Genomic DNA, 16159 nt, shown 5'->3' with positions numbered 1-16159 from the left:
CTTTGGAGAAATCGATACCGAGATCGATTGCAGGGATGATTGATTCCATGAAAAAGCCTCCTTGAATAAAGGAATTATCCCAAGGAGGCGGTCGAGAAAATACCCGTCTTTTATTTGACGCTTACGATCGATTTCATCCCCTGCCTGATTTCCTGAATTCTTTTTCTGCCTGGTAAACGAACAGCCCAAAGAGCCGGTTTTTCCGGTTTTCTTCGGGCTGTTTTTGTATGGGAATGGGGAAAATGCGCATTTCAAAATCGGAAAAGCTGCTAGACGTTTTCCGGTTCGGTTTCTTTTTCGCCGGACATCACCCGCACATAGGCATCGGGATCCTGGGCGTTCAAAACGGCCGGTTCAGAAGACGGACTCGCCAAAGAAGCTGGATCGGTATTTGTCTTCTGATCTTTGGAATTCTCTGTTTTCGAGGATTCGTCTTCTGTCTGGGTTTGCGGCGTTCTGGACAGTTCTTCTTCGAGTTCGTCGTTGCCTTCATGAATGGCGCGTACGTGATGCAGCGATTCCACGAGTGCATCGAGGCAGTACCAGATCCAGGCCAGCGTATAGCTCAGCGGAATCTGCTCTTTAATGGCTTCGACTTTGGATGGAAAGTGCCCGCTCTTTTTCAGATAGCGATGGAGCACAACCATGATTTCTTCCCGTTTCATTTTCGAGAAAAATTCAACGATCCGAAATTCATCGCCGTCGTAGGACGACTTGATCGCATCCAGCTGCGTGACGATCTGATCAAGATAGTCGCCGTAGTCGTACAGCGCGACGGGATCGATTTTGGCCAGCAGTGCGAGCGCCTCGACCAGCCGGCCAAATTCATAGCCAGGATCCGCTGCAGCAGACGAGCGGCCAGGCGTATAGCCGAGCGCGCTTTTCAAAATGTGGAAATCCAGATCCGGGATTTTCGGGAAAACGATATGCATCTGCGTCGTCTGGCGAATGAGATAGTTTTCCACGATCTCAATCAGGGGCAGATCCCGGTTTTCAAACGTATACACATAGCCGCAGAGCGACCCGAGCTGCTTGCGCGTTTCGAGATAGCCCTGGTTGTACATGCGCATCGCATGACCGGTAGAAAAATCCAGCGCGTTTCCCGGATTAATCAGCGGTTCGAGATAAAACATGTCTTCCGTTAAGGAAGGCGGCAGCGGTTCGCCCGGATCGTGCAGGTCGACGACGACCGTCCAGTCCAGGCTGGGATCGAGGGCATTGAGCAGATCGATCGGCACGTTATCCGCGTACATGCCATCCATATACTCTTCTCCGTTGATCGTCACTTTCGGAAACGCGGGATAGCACGCCGAGGAAGCCATTACGACTTCTTCCGCGTTTTCCGCAGTAATTTCGCCTTTAAAAAAGGCGCGGGCTTCCTTTTTCGTATCGTTATACGCCATGCATCCGTAGCGTACGGGCGATTCTTTGAACGTTTCGTAATCGAACATCATCCGAAAATGTTCGCGCAGCGGTGTGATGTCCATTTTGGAATCGAAGTACTTGATAATGAAATTCAGAACTGTCCGGCTTCCGAGCACTTTTTCCTTCAGTGTCACCGGCAGAACCGGCAGATCTGCCGCAATTTCCTGGGGCTGCATGTTCATGACAAAGTCTGTAACCGTCTCGATGCGGTTTCCCGGATAAAAAATGCCGACCAGCGCGCCGATCGACGTCCCGCTCAGCGCGTCAAAGGTGATGCCGGCTTCGTTAAACGCCTGCCAGACGCCGACGTGATAGCACCCTTTCGAACCGCCGCCTCCAAGGACGAGTCCATATTTTTCATTCGGCTTCTTATCGGCCGGACGCAGGTTCTGATGTCGTTCTCTGTTCATAAGCTGCCTCCATGAAAAACCAGACCAGGGCAAGCGCGACCTGGCCGGGCAGAATTCGATTGTACGGGGTCGTTTTCAGCATCGAATCGACGCCAGTGCGCGCAATCCGCTCTTTCATCAGTACGATCAGCCGCATTTTCGAATGAATGTCGTCTTCATTCTGGATTGTCGTGCGAATCGGATGGGCTTCAATCTCGCCCAGACGCGTAAAAAGCAAAGAAAGAAAATCCGCAAATGAATACACGCGATACGGATCGAGACCGGCCAGATACGCCAGAATTTCGAGCAGTTCCACAAAGCTTTCCTGTTCGAGCAGAGCCTTCGACAAGTCGCTTGGCGAATACTTCACGGCCCAGCGGCTGAGTCCTGCAATTTCTCTGGCCTCCATGGAAATACGATGAATCGAAAAGAGAAAGCCCAGATAGCCTTCGTAAAAATCGATGGCTTCCTGACTGCTTCGATCAAAGGTAAAGAGATGACCGGCATACAGGCCGAGCAGTTTTCCCATTTCCAGCTCGCCCGCAGCCAGATTTTTCATGCACGCAGCGCGGGAGAAATCGAGAAAGTTTTCCAGCGGCAAAATCGGCTTCATCAAAAAGAGATCGACCGATGGAGAAACCGGAAGCACGAGGCCTGGCCCTTCGACATCGACGCCAAGTACCTTTTTCGCGCCCATCTTCACGGCCAGATCTACCGGCACGTTGTCCCAATAGCCGCCGTCAATGTACTCCTGATCGTTCATCTTCATGACCGGAAATGCCGGGTAACACGATGCGGAAGCCAGAATGATGTTCTGCGCGTTTTCTTCGTTCATCTCGTTTTTGAAATAGGCTTCCGGCCTTTTCGTGCTCAGATTAAACGTCATGCACGCAAAGTTGGTCGGCGATGCCCTGAACGCTTTATAGTCAAACATCGCATCCAGCGATTCCTTGAGCGGCGAGATGTTCATCCCCGTTCTCGAAAAGATGTAGCGGGAGAGAAAGTCTTCAATTTTCTTTCGATCCTGAATCCATTTGCCAAGATTTTCGGGAAAGTAAACCATATCCTTGGCAATCGCCTGCGGATGCATCGTCTGTACAAATTCGATCATCTGTGGCAGGGCACCCTGCACATACATGGCGCCGACCAGCGCGCCGATCGACGTGCCGCTCACCGCATCAAAGCGAAGCCCGGCTTCATTCAGAGCTTTCCAGAGACCGATTTCGTAGCAGCCTCTCGCCCCTCCGCCGCCTAAGGCAAGCCCATTTGGGACGGCGTTCAGGTTTTCAAACCAGCTGTTCATTCGGATCCCCTCCTTTGACAAAATAAAAATGCATTCCTGTTCAGAAATATGCATTGAGTGTACCAAAACCGGCAGGAAAGCAAACCTTTCAAAACTGGAATTCTGTTCGTTTTCTCAGGAGCCTCCGGTGCACGATCCGCGAACAGAAAAAATCATAAGCAGCCCGCAAGTTTCTCATACAGAGTCATACCGTGCGCAAAGGCGATCACAAATCCGATCATCAGCGCGCTTCCAAAAGGAATATCCTCATTTGAGAAGCCAAGTAAAACGAAGCCTGTAAGAAGACTGATGGCCATGCACACCTGCATGCGTTCAAAGCCAAGCCCAAACGCCAGGCCGAAAAGCAAAAGCACATCCGCAAGCCCCAGTTTCTTCTGTCTCCATAAAACCAGACCGCCAATGCCATACACAAAGCCCAGACCATCCAAAAGCGAAAAGCCCCGCAATCCCGGGTGCGTGAGTCCGACACTCCAGAAAAGAAGAAGTCCAAACGGTAACAGCCAGTACGCGCTGAAATAGCGCGTATACAAATCTTCCATCCACGCCATGCCGCCAAAAAGACCGAGAACGCAAAAAAAGAGCAGTTCCTCTGACCAGGCCAGTTCGAGCAGAACGTACGGATAATACAGCACCCAGAAGATAAGTCCAGCAGCGGATCGACCATAGTGGCGCCAAATAAAAAACAGAAAGCAGCCCGTGCAGACGAGCGCAGAAATGAGCAGTCGTGTCATATCTGGACGGTAACAGAAACTTGTGACTTTCCAAACCGGCTCTAGTTTCGCTCCGTACGCTGGATCTGCACGCTTTCTGTTCTGTATTTAATCTTTATAAAATCGCCAGTTTGGCGGTCTGCTTTCGGCTTTCGCTTCAGACTTCCCGCTCGAATTCCCTTCTAAAAATCCGCAGAAAGCGTTTTTAAGGACAGTCTTTCGCTTTTGGGAATTTCGATGACAGCCGGCTTTTCAAAAGGCGTGTTTTCCAGCGAAATTTTCCACGCCTGCAGCCGGTAATCGCCTTTTCCTTTTTTATCGCCGTACTTCACATCCCGGGCCAGCGGGGTATGGAAATGGGCGAGCGTGGCGCGGATCTGATGAAAGCGCCCGGTATGCAGATCGATCTGCGAAAGGCACAGATGCCGTACTGGATCTTCCTCAATCGTGTGCACATCCATAATGGCGCTGTCATAGCCGTCTTTCGGGCTCTCGCTGATCAGGGCCTTTGTTCCTTCTTTTTTCAGCCAGACTTCAATATGTCCCTGAACGGGCTTTTTGCGGGTAACGGCCAGGTAGCTTTTTTTGAGCGCGCGCTCCCGGATCGCCTCGGCCAGCGTTCGCGCGCTTTCGGCGTTTTTGGCCGCCAGCACCAGACCGGACGTATTCCGATCCAGACGGTGCGCCAGAGCCGGTCGAAACGACTGTTCCGCTGCGGGATCGTATTCCCCGTTTTTATACAGATGCCAGAGCAGACGGTCGTTGAGCGTATCCTGGCTTTCGGCCGAATCTTTAACCGAAAGCAGACCGGCCGGCTTGTTTGCCGCAATCAGGTTTTCGTCTTCGTAGACGACATCCAGATCGGGCCGCTTTTCCATCGTCTGCGGTTTGGTTTCGAGAAGATCCGGCGCCAGAAAGAGCAGAATGTGATCGCCTTCCTGCAGGATCTGATCAAACTGCGCCCGCTTGCGGTTCACCTTGATTTTCTTATTGCGCACCGCTTTATAGAGCGCGCCCTTGTGCAGATTTGGAAACGCCTTGAGCAGAAACTTGTCCAGGCGCTGCGACGCGTCATTTTTCTGAATGATCAGCTCTTTCATAGAAATTTCTCCTTCTCCAATCAAAATTCCCGCTTTCGCGGATTTTGAATATTTCCAAAGAAAAGCGTGTTTCCACCGTCTGGACGGAGCGCTTTTCTCCTTTTCTTCTTCATTTTTTCTTCTTTATGCCGACGGAGTATCCAGCCGGCTTTTTTCCATCCCGTTTTCTGTTTTCAAAAAATCCTATTTTCTGAGGATGAAAGGAAGCGGCTCCGGCTTGCTTATTTCCTTTTTGTGCAGTGCGATATCATTTTGAATCAATACATTGAAAAAAAGGATGACCGGAATAAAAATAATAAGGAACACACTGCGAAAGCCGCATGGGAAACCGTCACTTCCTGTGCCTGAATTTTAAGGCGATATTTTTCGATACCCCTTACATTTCCAGATAATTTTCGACAGTTCATGATTTCTGTTTGTGAATTTTGTAACAACTTGTTATTCTAAGAAAGCTGTTTAAGTAAATTCATCAGAAATCACATTTTGATTCCATACAGAGGAAGGAAGGAGCAACTTACATGAGAGGTGTTTACAACTCGGTTACCGATATTCGTCGTAAAGTCTTTGCGGCCATTGCCGATATGGCTTACAGCGATGACGTCGATTACAAAGAAAGAATGGAAGCCATTCCCTATGAAATCATTCAGGGCAAACAGGCCAAATACCGTGATTCCGTTTTTCTCGAACGTGCAATCATCGGTGAACGTCTGCGCTTAGGCATGGGCCTGCCCGTACGCGACATTACCACCGCCGGCGCGATCAGTGACGGCGTCGAAGAGAGCGCTGTAGCGACAAAGTACTATGACCAGCCTCTCGTTAACATTATCTCCTTTGCCTGCCATGGCTGCCCGGAAAAGAAAGTCATGGTCACCAGCGCCTGCCAGGGATGCCTTTCCCACCAGTGCGTAGAAGTCTGCCCGAAAAAAGCCGTACACATGGTGGACGGTCATTCGGAAATTGATCAGGACCTCTGCATCAAATGCGGCAAGTGCATGGAAGCCTGCCCGTATCATGCGATCGTAAAAATTGAACGTCCGTGCGCGGTAAGCTGCGGCATGAACGCCATCCATTCCGACGAAGACGGAAAAGCCAAAATCGACTACGACAAGTGCGTATCCTGCGGTCAGTGCCTCGTTTCCTGCCCGTTTGGCGCCATCGTCGACAAAGGTCAGATTTTCCAGACCATCAAGGCCATGAAGGAAGGCGAAGAAGTTATCGCCGCTGTAGCTCCTGCCTTTGTCGGCCAGTTCGGTCCGACCGTCACTCCGGAAAAAGTCGTTGCGGCGCTGAAGGAAGCCGGATTCTCGGATGTTGTTGAAGTCGCCATCGGTGCCGACCTGTGCACGATTGAAGAAGCCGAAGACTTCCTGAACAAAGTTCCGGAAAAGCAGCCGTTCATGGCGACCAGCTGCTGCCCGGCCTGGTCCGTAATGGCGAAAAAGGAATTCCCTCAGTTCAAAGACTATATTTCCATGGCGCTTACGCCCATGGTTCTGACCGCCCGTCTCATTAAAAAGGAACACCCGAACGCAAAAGTGGCCTTCATCGGTCCCTGCGCGGCGAAGAAGCTCGAAGCGAGCCGCCGTTCCATTCGTTCGGACGTCGACTTCGTTCTGACCTTTGAAGAAGTCATGGGCATGTTCGTCGCCAAGGGCATCGATCTGCCGCAGGTTGTTGCCGAAGAAGGCACCTTTGACAAAGGTACCGCAGCGGGCCGTGAATTCGCGGTTTCCGGCGGCGTAGCGAAAGCCGTTAAATCCCTTATCGAGAAAAACAATCCGGGTACCACGGTAAAAGTCCAGGCTGCCGAAGGTCTGAAAAACTGCCGTACGATGCTGATGATGGCCAAGGCCGGCCGTCTCAACGGCTACCTGCTCGAAGGCATGGCCTGCCCGGGCGGATGCGTAGCCGGTGCCGGAACGCTTGCCCCGATCGCCAAGACCTCGGCGCAGGTCAAGAAGTACGCCAAGGAAGACAAGATGCAGTTTGCGGACGAATCCATGCATTCGGATCGCGTGCACGAAATCTCCCATATGTACGACCCACCGGAAGAATAATTTCCAGCTTCGTCTTCCCTTAACGCTATTTACGCCGGAGCAAAACGCTCCGGCGCTTTTGTTTTTCGGGGAGATCTGTTTCAATAGAGGACAGCCGTAAACCCGTTCGAAAACGGATTTTTCACTCTGTCTTCCGATTTCTTTTATAATTGGAGGGCACGGTTTCTTCTGTTTCACACAGGTACCGGCTTCAAGGAGGCTTGACATGAAATCCATCCGCGAGTTCTACGAATATCGCGAACTGCTCAAGACGAACGTTCGCAAGGATATTCGCGGCCGCTATAAAGGTTCATTTCTTGGCGTCCTGTGGACATTTCTGACCCCTCTGCTTCAGGTGCTGGTTTACTACCTGGTATTCCCTTACCTGATGCGCGGCGGCATGCCGAACTTTCTGGTGTATCTGATTACCGGTATTTTCCCCTGGAACTTTTTCCAGAGCGGCGTGGTCGGCGCGACCGGCTGCATCAAGGCCAATGAGGGCGTCGTCAAGAAGGTTTACTTTCCGAGAAAGATCCTCGTGCTTTCGCAGGTTCTTTCCGGACTGGTCAACTTCTTCATTTCCATTCCGATCATGCTGATCTTCGTTGTGATCTACCAGATTCCTCTGACGTGGAACGTTCTCTGGATTCCGGCAATCGGAGTGATTGAAGCCCTTCTCATTTACGGCATCGGTCTGATTCTGGCTGCCGTGAATGTGTACGTCCAGGACGTTAACAACATTATTCAGTTCGTCTTAAACCTGCTGTTCTATGGAACGCCGATCGTTTATTCGCTCAGCGTGTTCCCTTCCAAGCATATTCTCGCCTATATGATCCGTCTGAACCCCCTGACGATGATCGTAGACGCCAGCCGCGCCGTCATGATGGACGGAACGGCGCCAAACTTTATCTGTCTCGGCATCGTGCTGCTGCTCGGCATTGTTCTGACCATGTTTGGTACCTGGGTATTTGACAAGCTGCAAAGAGGCTTTGCGGAAGAGCTCTAAGGCTTCCAAAGGCTTTCTATCTTTTCTTACCCGCTGATAAAGCGGCACCAATTGAGGGATTCTGCACATTTAATTTGTTGGTTACGTGTTAAACACGAAGGAAACAAGCAATCGAAAACGCATTTCTCTGCAGAATCAAGAAGACCTGATCCGGATGTTCTATCCGGATTTTGGCTGTATGGAGATCTGCTTTTTTCCTTTATATAAAAAGAGCATCCCGACAGAAAAGAAATATGCGATCGAAGTTGAACTGCTTTGGTTTGCGCAAAGCGAAAATTTGACAGTGTACAAGAGTTCATTTCGACGCGATGGATTCATCAATGTTATTTTGATGTTAAACATGAAGTAAAGTAATCAGACGGCAGCCCGAACGCCGCACCGACAAAGACCTGTGCCCTGGGACTGACCGGTTTAAAAAGGACATTTTATGAGCAATGAATTTTATTCTTTAATGATCAACCAGTTTCTCGTAACCCCGCATCCGGATCAGTCCGTTTCGATTGTGATGTCCGGCATCGCGGTCGATACCGAAACTCCGGAAGGCGGCGACTTTGAGCTGAAAGTCAACGGCCAGCCTGTACACACGCGCGTACGCCGCGACCGCCGCAATCAGGGTGCCCGCCTCGCCAAACAGGCACCGGAAATTACCCACGCCGGCTTTACCCTGCGTGCGGATCTGCCAAACGTGAACGTTGAAAAAGTTGAACTGACCTACAACGGCCGCGGAAAAAAAGTATTCGAAGGCCAGGCGCTCGAAAAAGCGACCAATACGACTGGCCTGATGTCGATGATCGACGTCTATCTGTACCAGAAGAAAAAAGACCTTCTGATCATTCAGGGCTGGCTGATCGGCACCAATTCGTCCGAGCCGTTCGAAATCACCCTGCTCGACGCGCACGGAAACGAAGTTAAGGACGCTAAAGTTCGCTTCTCCGCCCGCTTTGATGTTTCCCGCAGCTTCTTCACTCTGACCGAACGCGTCAGCGGCTTCCATATTTATGTAAACAACCCGGCCCGCTTCGATAAGCCGTTTTCCATGAAAGTGTCGAACGGGCAGCAGGAATGGATCGTTCCGATCGTTCAGCCAAAACTGAGCTGGCTTAATCTGAAAGGCATCAACGCCCAGCGCATTTCCCATGGCGTGGAATACCTGCGCATCCACGGGCTGAAACCGTTCCTTTCCCGTCTCCACTTCAAGGCGACCCATAAGGACTCCCCGTTTAACGATGAGTACAACCGCTGGTTCCTCGCGCACCGCGCTACACCGGAACAGCTTGAAGCGCAGCGCAGGGTGAAATTTGACTGGAATCCGAAAGTTTCCCTGATCGTTGCCGCGTACAACACGCCGCTCGATCTTCTGGAAAAAATGATCGATTCCGTGCGCGAACAGACGTACGATAACTGGCAGCTGTGCATCGCCGACGGCTCTTCGACAAACGATGTCGAAGACTACCTCAAGGCGCATCCGGATCCAAAAATTTCCTGGTGCCGTCTGGAGAAAAACCTCGGCATTTCCGGCAACATGAACGCCGCAGCCGATCTGGCGGACGGCGAACTCATTTCGCTGTACGACCACGACGACTTCCTCGAACCGGACTGCCTGTTTGAAGTCGTTAAGGCGTTTAACGAACACGACTACGACTTCGTCTATACCGACGAAGACAAATTTGAAGACGCGACCGGCCGCTATGTCGGTCCAAACTTCAAGCCGGATTTCTCCCCGGCTCTGCTGCGTTCCACCAACTACATCTGTCACTTCCTGACGATGAAAAAGAGCGTCTATGACGCGGCCGGCGGAACGCTCAAAAGCGAATACGACGGCGCGCAGGACTTCGATCTCGTGCTTCGTCTGATGGACATCTGCAAGCCCGAAAAGATCGGCCATCTGCCGCGCATCCTGTATCACTGGCGCATGCATGCCGGATCGACCGCGCTCGATTCCGAAAGCAAGCTCTGGGCCTACACGGCCGGCGAACGTGCCCTCAAAGACTGGGCGACACGCAACGGTATGGATGTCGAAGTGCTCGATACCGACGTCCATGGCCAGTACCATCTCAAATACCCGACACCGGGCAATCCGCTCGTTTCGGTCATCATCCCCAACAAGGATCACATCAACGACCTCAACGTCTGCCTGGACAACCTTATCCGCCGCTCGACGTACAAAAACTTTGAAGTCATCGTGGTCGAAAACAACTCGACGGAACAGAAGACGTTTGAAGGCTACGAAGATATCAAGCGCACGTATCCGGATAAAGTACAGATCATTGAATGGCAGCATCCGTTCAACTACTCCGCCATCAACAACTTTGGCGTAAAGCACGCCAAAGGCGAATACCTGCTGTTTCTGAACAACGATACCGAAGCCATAAACGGCGATCTGCTTCAGGAACTCCTCGGCCAGGCCGTTCTGCCCGGTGTGGGTGCGGTCGGTGCCAAGCTGTACTATGAAGACGGCACGATCCAGCACAACGGCGTCATCATCGGCCATTCCGGGGTTGCCGGTCACGCGATGATCGGTCAGGTCGAAGGCGGCGAAAACTACCGCCTGCGTACGATGACCAACGTCTCCGCCGCAACGGCTGCCTGTCTGATGGTTCCCCGCCACGTCTTTGAAGAAATCGGCGGCTTTAACGAAGATCTCGCCGTCGCCTACAACGACATTGATCTCTGCCTGAGAATCCGCAAAGCCGGCCACCAGATCATCCAGAACCCATTTGCGATCATGTTCCACTACGAATCGCAGACCCGCGGCTACGAAGATGATGAGAAGAAAAAAGCCCGCTTTGAAAACGAAGTGCGCCGCATGTATCATCTGTGGCCGGATGAACTGCGCAGCGAAGATCCGTACTACAACCCCAATCTCGACCTCACCAGCATTACCTACCAGCTGCGCAAGGACGATGAAGTCAACCCCTACATCAACCCGGACTTCCTGGGCGAAGACTACTACACATGCGGAACCCTCCGTCCAGAACGGCCAGAACCAAAAAACGAAGACGAAACGAAAGCTTCGTCTGAAAAGAAATAACCGGCCCATCGATCCGGAAAAGAACCGTTCCGAAACGAGAATGCCAGGGATGAGAAGTCAGTCACTGCCTTCTCATCCTTGTTTCTTTCCGAATGCGTATGGCCATTGCCCTGCCGCCTGATGGCAGAGCCAGAACGATCAAAACCAATTTGAAAAACGAAAGAACAGGAAACAGCCTCTGAACCCGAGGTGCCTTCCTTTTTCATAAATTAAAAGAATCTGAACGAAAAGAAACTGAAACAAAGTAAGGAAATCCGTAAGGATTTCGCATTAGAAACGCGAGGTGGATTCATGGATCAGTCCAATGCTATTGAAATCCGGCATATGACCAAGACCTTCAAGATCTACAAAGACAAACAGAAAACCCTCAAGGAAAGACTCACCCGCCGCAAAGGCGCGATGACGGAAAACGTCGTCCTCGATGATATTTCCCTCGACATAAAAAAAGGAGAAACCGTCGCTCTGATCGGAACCAACGGGTCCGGCAAGTCGACTCTTCTCAAACTGATGACCCGCATTCTCTACCCGAATAAAGGTACGGTAGAAACCCAGGGCAAGCTGACCAGTCTGCTCGAGCTTGGCGCCGGCTTCCATCCGGACTTCACCGGCCGCGAAAACATTTACTTCAACGCGGCTGTGTTCGGTCTGAACAAGGATGAAATCGACAAGCGTATCGATGACATCATCGAATTTTCCGAACTCGGTCACTTTATCGACGAACCGGTCCGCACGTACTCTTCCGGTATGTATATGCGTCTGGCTTTCTCCGTTGCCATCAATGTTGACGCCGAAATTCTGCTCATCGACGAAATTCTGGCCGTCGGCGACCAGCACTTCCAGAACAAGTGCTTCGACAAGCTCGAAGAACTGCGCGACTCCGACAAGACGATCGTCATCGTCAGCCACTCGCTGGGCATGGTCAAAATTCTCTGCTCCCGCGCGGTATGGATTTACAAAGGCCATCTGCGCCTGGACGGCGACCCGACGTACGTCATTTCCAAATACCTGGAACAGTCCGCCATCGACAACAAGGAAGAAGCGCAGAAAGCCGCCGAAGACGCCAACGCCCATGTACGCGGCGCCGTCTTCATCGATACCCCCGCGCCCTTCCAGTCGCTGCCCAACTCGGAAAACCTTCACGTCAAAGGCTGGGGCGTTTCCAACTCCCTGGATGAACAGCTTGAAGTGCTCTTCGATGACGAAGTACTTCCCAATACGTGCCGATCCCGTCGAAGCGACGTGTTCAAAGCGTACGAAGAAGACTATGCCGGCTTCATCCATGAAGACACCGTCGGCTTTGAAGTCATCATTCCAAAAGAAAAGCTCACCGACGGTGCCCATCGCATTGAAGTCATTTTGCGCGACGGCAAAACCAAGCGCCAGATCGACCACAAGAGCATCCGTGTGCGCTTCGATGAAAATCCCGTCAACTTTGAAGACGATGATAAAGGATAAGGATCTCTATGCCTCTTTCTTCTGAATCGTCTTCCCCGCTCTCCGTTCCGGACCCGGTTTTGGAGCGCGTCAGTGTTGTCGTTGCTGTCTATAACGGCGAACCGTATTTAGCAGAACAGCTCGATTCCATCGCCAGCCAGACCCGTCCCTTTGACGAACTGCTCATTCGCGATGACGGTTCTACCGATCACAGCAACGCCGTTATTAACGCCTGGATCGAAGCGCATCCCAATTTGAACGTACGTGTTCTCGACAGCGATGAAAATCTTGGCTACATCCGAAATTTTGCCCGCCTGCTCGAAGCGGCAAGCGGCGATTTCATTTTCCTGTGCGATCAGGACGATCGCTGGCATCCGGATAAAATCGAAACGATGCTGCAGGCGCATCGGGAGTTTCCCGAAGCCCAAGTCATCGCCTCTTCCTTTTCGTTCATGAACCAGAACGGCGAACTTTTCGAAGCAGATCCCCTTCCAGGCTGGTCTAACCAGAACCTGCTCGAAAAATCCGACATCACTTTGAACGGCATGACGCCAATCGAACTTTCGGATATCTTCATCCACAACGGCTTTCAGGGCTGCGCGATGATGATTACCAGAGACATGGCCAAGCGCTACGTCGCCGATCAGAACTTTCTGCTTCCCCACGACTGGCAGCTCGCTCTGCTGGGCGCAACAACCCATTCGCTCTATTATCTGGACAAGCGGCTGTTTGACTATCGGATTCACGATTCCAATACGACCAGCCTTCCGCAAGCGTATTCCGATTCGCTGCTGACCAAACTGAAGCACGCGAGAACGTATTATTACCGCACGGCACCCTATCTCGATCGAATTCACGTCCTCTGCTCACTGCAGATTACGCAAAGTGACCTTTTCACAAAAGATATGGCCGAAGAGCTGGCGTTTCTGGAAACGTATATGGAAGCGATGGATCGCAGGTCCTTCTCACTCTATCGAAAGCTCATGAAAGATCCCAAACGTTCCTGCATGACGCGAAAAGAGCAGATCTGCGGCTGGATTTATGTCCTTGCCGGCTATCGCGACAAAAACAGAAAACGATAAAACGCGTCTGGTGATGCGTCATTCTCTGCCTCAATACCGCAAAAAGCAGGACAGGCGTACGTGCATTTACCATAAAGAACAATAGAAACACCGAACCGAAATCTTCGCGTCGCGGCAGGATTTCGGTTTTTCTTTGCGGCGCTGATCCAATTCCAGACCAAAGTTCGAAGGCGCCCGTAAAATGCGGGTAAAATAGGACTCAGAATGAAAAAGCGAAGGAAAACTTCGGGCATTTTTCTGTCGAATCGTTTCCTTCGCCTGTTCTGGAAAGCGAGCTGAATCATGAAACCTTATACCTATTATGAAGTGGCCGCGCTGACGCCGTCGGTATCGATCGGCGATCCGATGGTCAACGCCATGAATATTCTTTCTCTTTGTGAAAAGCTGCCCGAGACCGTACGTCTGGCGGTCAGCCCGGAACTCTCGTTAACGGGCTATACGTGTCAGGATCTCTTTTATGAATCCCTCCTGCAGAAAAAAGTGCTGGAAGCCCTGGAATGGCTTTGCGAAAAGCTGCCGGATCACCTTTCCCTTCTGGTCGGACTTCCTTTGCAGGTGGAAAACCATCTGTACAACGCCGCCGCCTTTATTTCCAATCATCAGGTTTTAGGCTTTTACGCGAAAAACTATCTGCCCAATTACAACGAATATTACGAGCCGCGCTGGTTTACCTCCGCGCTCTATTTACCGGAAAACGCGACCGTTCATTTTATGAAGCGCGCCGTTCCGGTTCGCGAGCGCATCGTGTTTGAAGACTTTACGACGGGCGCCGTGATCGGTCCGGAAATCTGTGAAGACCTCTGGGTTTCCATTCCTGTAAGTTCCCGCCTGGCAGCAGCCGGTGCCAACGTGCTGTGCAACCTTTCCGCTTCCAACGAAGTCATCGCCAAGGAAGAATACCGGACGTCTCTTGTACTCGAACAGTCCGCGCGCAATTATGCGGCTTATATTTATGCCAGTGCCGGTCCGGATGAAAGTTCCAGCGATCTCGTATTTGGCGGACAGAAACTCATCGCCGAAAACGGTCATATTCTCGCGCAGAGCTCGATCCTGCATCCGCAGGAAATCATCACCGCGCAGATCGATCTGGAAATTCTCAAAAACGAGCGCATGAAATACAAGACGTCCTTTGAATCGCTCGAAGACGGCGTAACGAAAGTACCGTTCGCGTCCAAACCTGTACATTCGATCGAACTCAAGCGAACCGTCAACGCCTATCCGTTCGTTCCTTCCGATCTGCATCGCCGCATTGCGCGCTGCCAGAAAATTCTTACGATCCAGGCGACCGGTCTGGCGACCCGTCTGAAAAAGATCCGCTGCTCCAAAGTCGTTCTCGGCATTTCCGGCGGTCTGGACTCCACGCTCGCTCTGCTCGTCTGCGTGCGCGCCTTCGATCTGCTCCATCTCGATAAGAGCGGCATTATCGCCGTGACGCTGCCGGGATTTGGTACGACCGACCATACGAAATCCAACGCCATGAAGCTGATGGAACTGCTTCACGTCACCACAAAAGTCATTCCGATCGCTGATGCGGTCAACATTCATTTCCGCGACATCGATCAGGATCCGAATACCTTCGACATTACATACGAAAACAGCCAGGCCAGAGAACGTACACAGATTCTCATGGATCTGGCCAACAAGGAAAACGCACTCGTCATTGGTACCGGCGATTTGAGCGAACTGGCTCTTGGCTGGTGCACATACAACGGCGATCACATGTCCATGTACGCAGTCAACGTATCCGTGCCGAAAACGCTCGTTCGCTATCTGGTCGAAACCGAAGCGCTCGAAGCGAAAAATCAGGGCAATACGGCTTTATACGATGTCCTTACCAGCATTTGCGACACCCCGGTTTCCCCGGAACTTCTTCCGCCCGATAAAGACGGGTCGATCGCCCAGAAAACCGAACAGGTACTCGGCAGCTACGATCTGCACGACTTCTTCCTGTATCATATGATGCGATTCCACGAATCGCCTTCCAAGATTTTCGATCTGGCCTGCCATGCTTTCCCAAATACGGATCCAAAAGAAATTCTCAAGACGCTGCGTCTGTTTTATCAGCGCTTTTTCAGCCAGCAGTTCAAGCGCAACGTCATGCCAGACGGCGTCAAGGTTGGTTCCGTCAACTTCTCCCCGCGCGGCGACTGGCGCATGCCTTCCGACGCTTCCCGCTCCATGTGGATGGCCGATCTCGATTCGATCGAGCTCTAGCATCACCCGATCCGGATCCTGTTTTGCATAGAGCAAAGGATCTCCGGACTGCACCGCCCCTGTTTTTGAAAGATATTGTGTATCCATTGCCTGTCCCTTTCCTGTAGGAATCGGACAGGCTTTTTGTATAAAACCAGCCAGAAGCGGATGTTTTTTCGTAAGTGTCAAACAATCGACGGGTATACGCGAGACTGAATATTAGATACGCTAAACGGGATCCCTTTCGAGATCCCGCTTGGCGTATTTTTTATTCTTCATCGTTTCCTTCATACTTCGGATCCGGTCCACGGTATCCAATTCGGAGATATTCAGGTAAATCCTTTGAATACGGCAGAAGTGACTTCAATACATCTACCGCGATTTCATCGTCTTTGAACCATTTGAGTTCATCCAGAACGTACTCCATGTAGCGCTCTGGATTTAAGTCGT

At 51.5% G+C, this 16159-nt stretch carries 12 protein-coding genes; 6 read left to right on the top strand and 6 right to left on the bottom strand.

Annotation, left to right across the window (positions count from 1 at the left end; genetic code table 11):
* The 5 genes from Afil_RS09280 to Afil_RS09260 all read right to left on the bottom strand — a co-directional run.
* The coding region (locus Afil_RS09280; RefSeq protein WP_230268280.1) for a hypothetical protein at positions 1-255 on the bottom strand (255 nt) is incomplete at its 3' end.
* Between the two features lie 14 nt (positions 256-269).
* On the bottom strand, positions 270-1835 hold the full coding sequence (locus Afil_RS09275; RefSeq protein ID WP_230268279.1) for a patatin-like phospholipase family protein: 1566 nt from the start codon (positions 1833-1835) through the stop codon (positions 270-272).
* On the bottom strand, positions 1795-3117 hold the full coding sequence (locus Afil_RS09270; protein WP_230268278.1) for a patatin-like phospholipase family protein: 1323 nt from the start codon (positions 3115-3117) through the stop codon (positions 1795-1797). Before Afil_RS09270 ends, Afil_RS09275 begins: the two co-directional genes overlap by 41 nt.
* 152 nt (positions 3118-3269) lie before the next feature.
* Positions 3270-3848 carry a hypothetical protein gene (locus Afil_RS09265; protein ID WP_230268277.1) on the bottom strand — a complete coding sequence of 193 codons (579 nt, stop codon included), beginning with the start codon at positions 3846-3848 and terminating at the stop codon, positions 3270-3272.
* Positions 3849-4009: 161 nt separating this feature from the next.
* On the bottom strand, positions 4010-4927 hold the full coding sequence (locus tag Afil_RS09260) for an RluA family pseudouridine synthase (protein WP_230268276.1): 918 nt from the start codon (positions 4925-4927) through the stop codon (positions 4010-4012).
* 518 nt (positions 4928-5445) lie between these two features.
* Here Afil_RS09260 and Afil_RS09255 point away from each other — a divergent pair.
* The 6 genes from Afil_RS09255 to Afil_RS09230 all read left to right on the top strand — a co-directional run bounded on the left by Afil_RS09255 (position 5446) and on the right by Afil_RS09230 (position 15730).
* Positions 5446-6984, top strand: coding sequence for a 4Fe-4S dicluster domain-containing protein (locus Afil_RS09255; RefSeq protein WP_230268275.1), 1539 nt, complete (start codon positions 5446-5448; stop codon positions 6982-6984).
* Between the two features lie 205 nt (positions 6985-7189).
* Entirely contained in the window at positions 7190-7969 is a 780-nt protein-coding gene (locus Afil_RS09250) for an ABC transporter permease (RefSeq protein WP_230268274.1), read from the top strand.
* A gap of 427 nt (positions 7970-8396) precedes the next feature.
* Positions 8397-11000, top strand: coding sequence for a glycosyltransferase family 2 protein (locus Afil_RS09245; protein ID WP_230268273.1), 2604 nt, complete (start codon positions 8397-8399; stop codon positions 10998-11000).
* Positions 11001-11291: 291 nt separating this feature from the next.
* Complete coding sequence (locus Afil_RS09240) at positions 11292-12455, top strand: ABC transporter ATP-binding protein (RefSeq protein WP_230268272.1); 1164 nt, start codon at positions 11292-11294, stop codon at positions 12453-12455.
* Positions 12456-12463: 8 nt separating this feature from the next.
* Positions 12464-13516 carry a glycosyltransferase gene (locus Afil_RS09235; protein WP_230268271.1) on the top strand — a complete coding sequence of 351 codons (1053 nt, stop codon included), beginning with the start codon at positions 12464-12466 and terminating at the stop codon, positions 13514-13516.
* A gap of 282 nt (positions 13517-13798) precedes the next feature.
* Positions 13799-15730: an NAD(+) synthase gene (locus Afil_RS09230; protein WP_230268270.1), complete on the top strand. Its 1932-nt coding sequence runs from the start codon at positions 13799-13801 to the stop codon at positions 15728-15730.
* 247 nt (positions 15731-15977) lie between these two features.
* Here the strand turns inward: Afil_RS09230 and Afil_RS09225 are convergent.
* Positions 15978-16159 (bottom strand): hypothetical protein (locus Afil_RS09225; protein WP_230268269.1); only part of this gene is annotated, 182 nt, incomplete at its 5' end.

The sequence above is a fragment of the Allobaculum fili genome (genome assembly GCF_020969955.1).
Classification (GTDB): Bacteria; Bacillota_I; Bacilli_A; order Erysipelotrichales; family Erysipelotrichaceae; genus Allobaculum; species Allobaculum fili.
This window is presented reverse-complemented; position numbering and strand designations above follow the sequence as displayed.

What these genes read in the sequence shown, in the direction of transcription:
- Afil_RS09245 (WP_230268273.1), top strand. Translation starts at nt 8,397, where the DNA reads ATGAGCAATGAATTTTATTCTTTAATGATCAACCAGTTTCTCGTAACC.
- Afil_RS09250 (WP_230268274.1), top strand. Translation starts at nt 7,190, where the DNA reads ATGAAATCCATCCGCGAGTTCTACGAATATCGCGAACTGCTCAAGACG.
- Afil_RS09275 (WP_230268279.1), bottom strand. Translation starts at nt 1,835, where the DNA reads ATGAACAGAGAACGACATCAGAACCTGCGTCCGGCCGATAAGAAGCCG.
- Afil_RS09230 (WP_230268270.1), top strand. Translation starts at nt 13,799, where the DNA reads ATGAAACCTTATACCTATTATGAAGTGGCCGCGCTGACGCCGTCGGTA.
- Afil_RS09270 (WP_230268278.1), bottom strand. Translation starts at nt 3,117, where the DNA reads ATGAACAGCTGGTTTGAAAACCTGAACGCCGTCCCAAATGGGCTTGCC.
- Afil_RS09260 (WP_230268276.1), bottom strand. Translation starts at nt 4,927, where the DNA reads ATGAAAGAGCTGATCATTCAGAAAAATGACGCGTCGCAGCGCCTGGAC.
- Afil_RS09235 (WP_230268271.1), top strand. Translation starts at nt 12,464, where the DNA reads ATGCCTCTTTCTTCTGAATCGTCTTCCCCGCTCTCCGTTCCGGACCCG.
- Afil_RS09265 (WP_230268277.1), bottom strand. Translation starts at nt 3,848, where the DNA reads ATGACACGACTGCTCATTTCTGCGCTCGTCTGCACGGGCTGCTTTCTG.
- Afil_RS09240 (WP_230268272.1), top strand. Translation starts at nt 11,292, where the DNA reads ATGGATCAGTCCAATGCTATTGAAATCCGGCATATGACCAAGACCTTC.
- Afil_RS09255 (WP_230268275.1), top strand. Translation starts at nt 5,446, where the DNA reads ATGAGAGGTGTTTACAACTCGGTTACCGATATTCGTCGTAAAGTCTTT.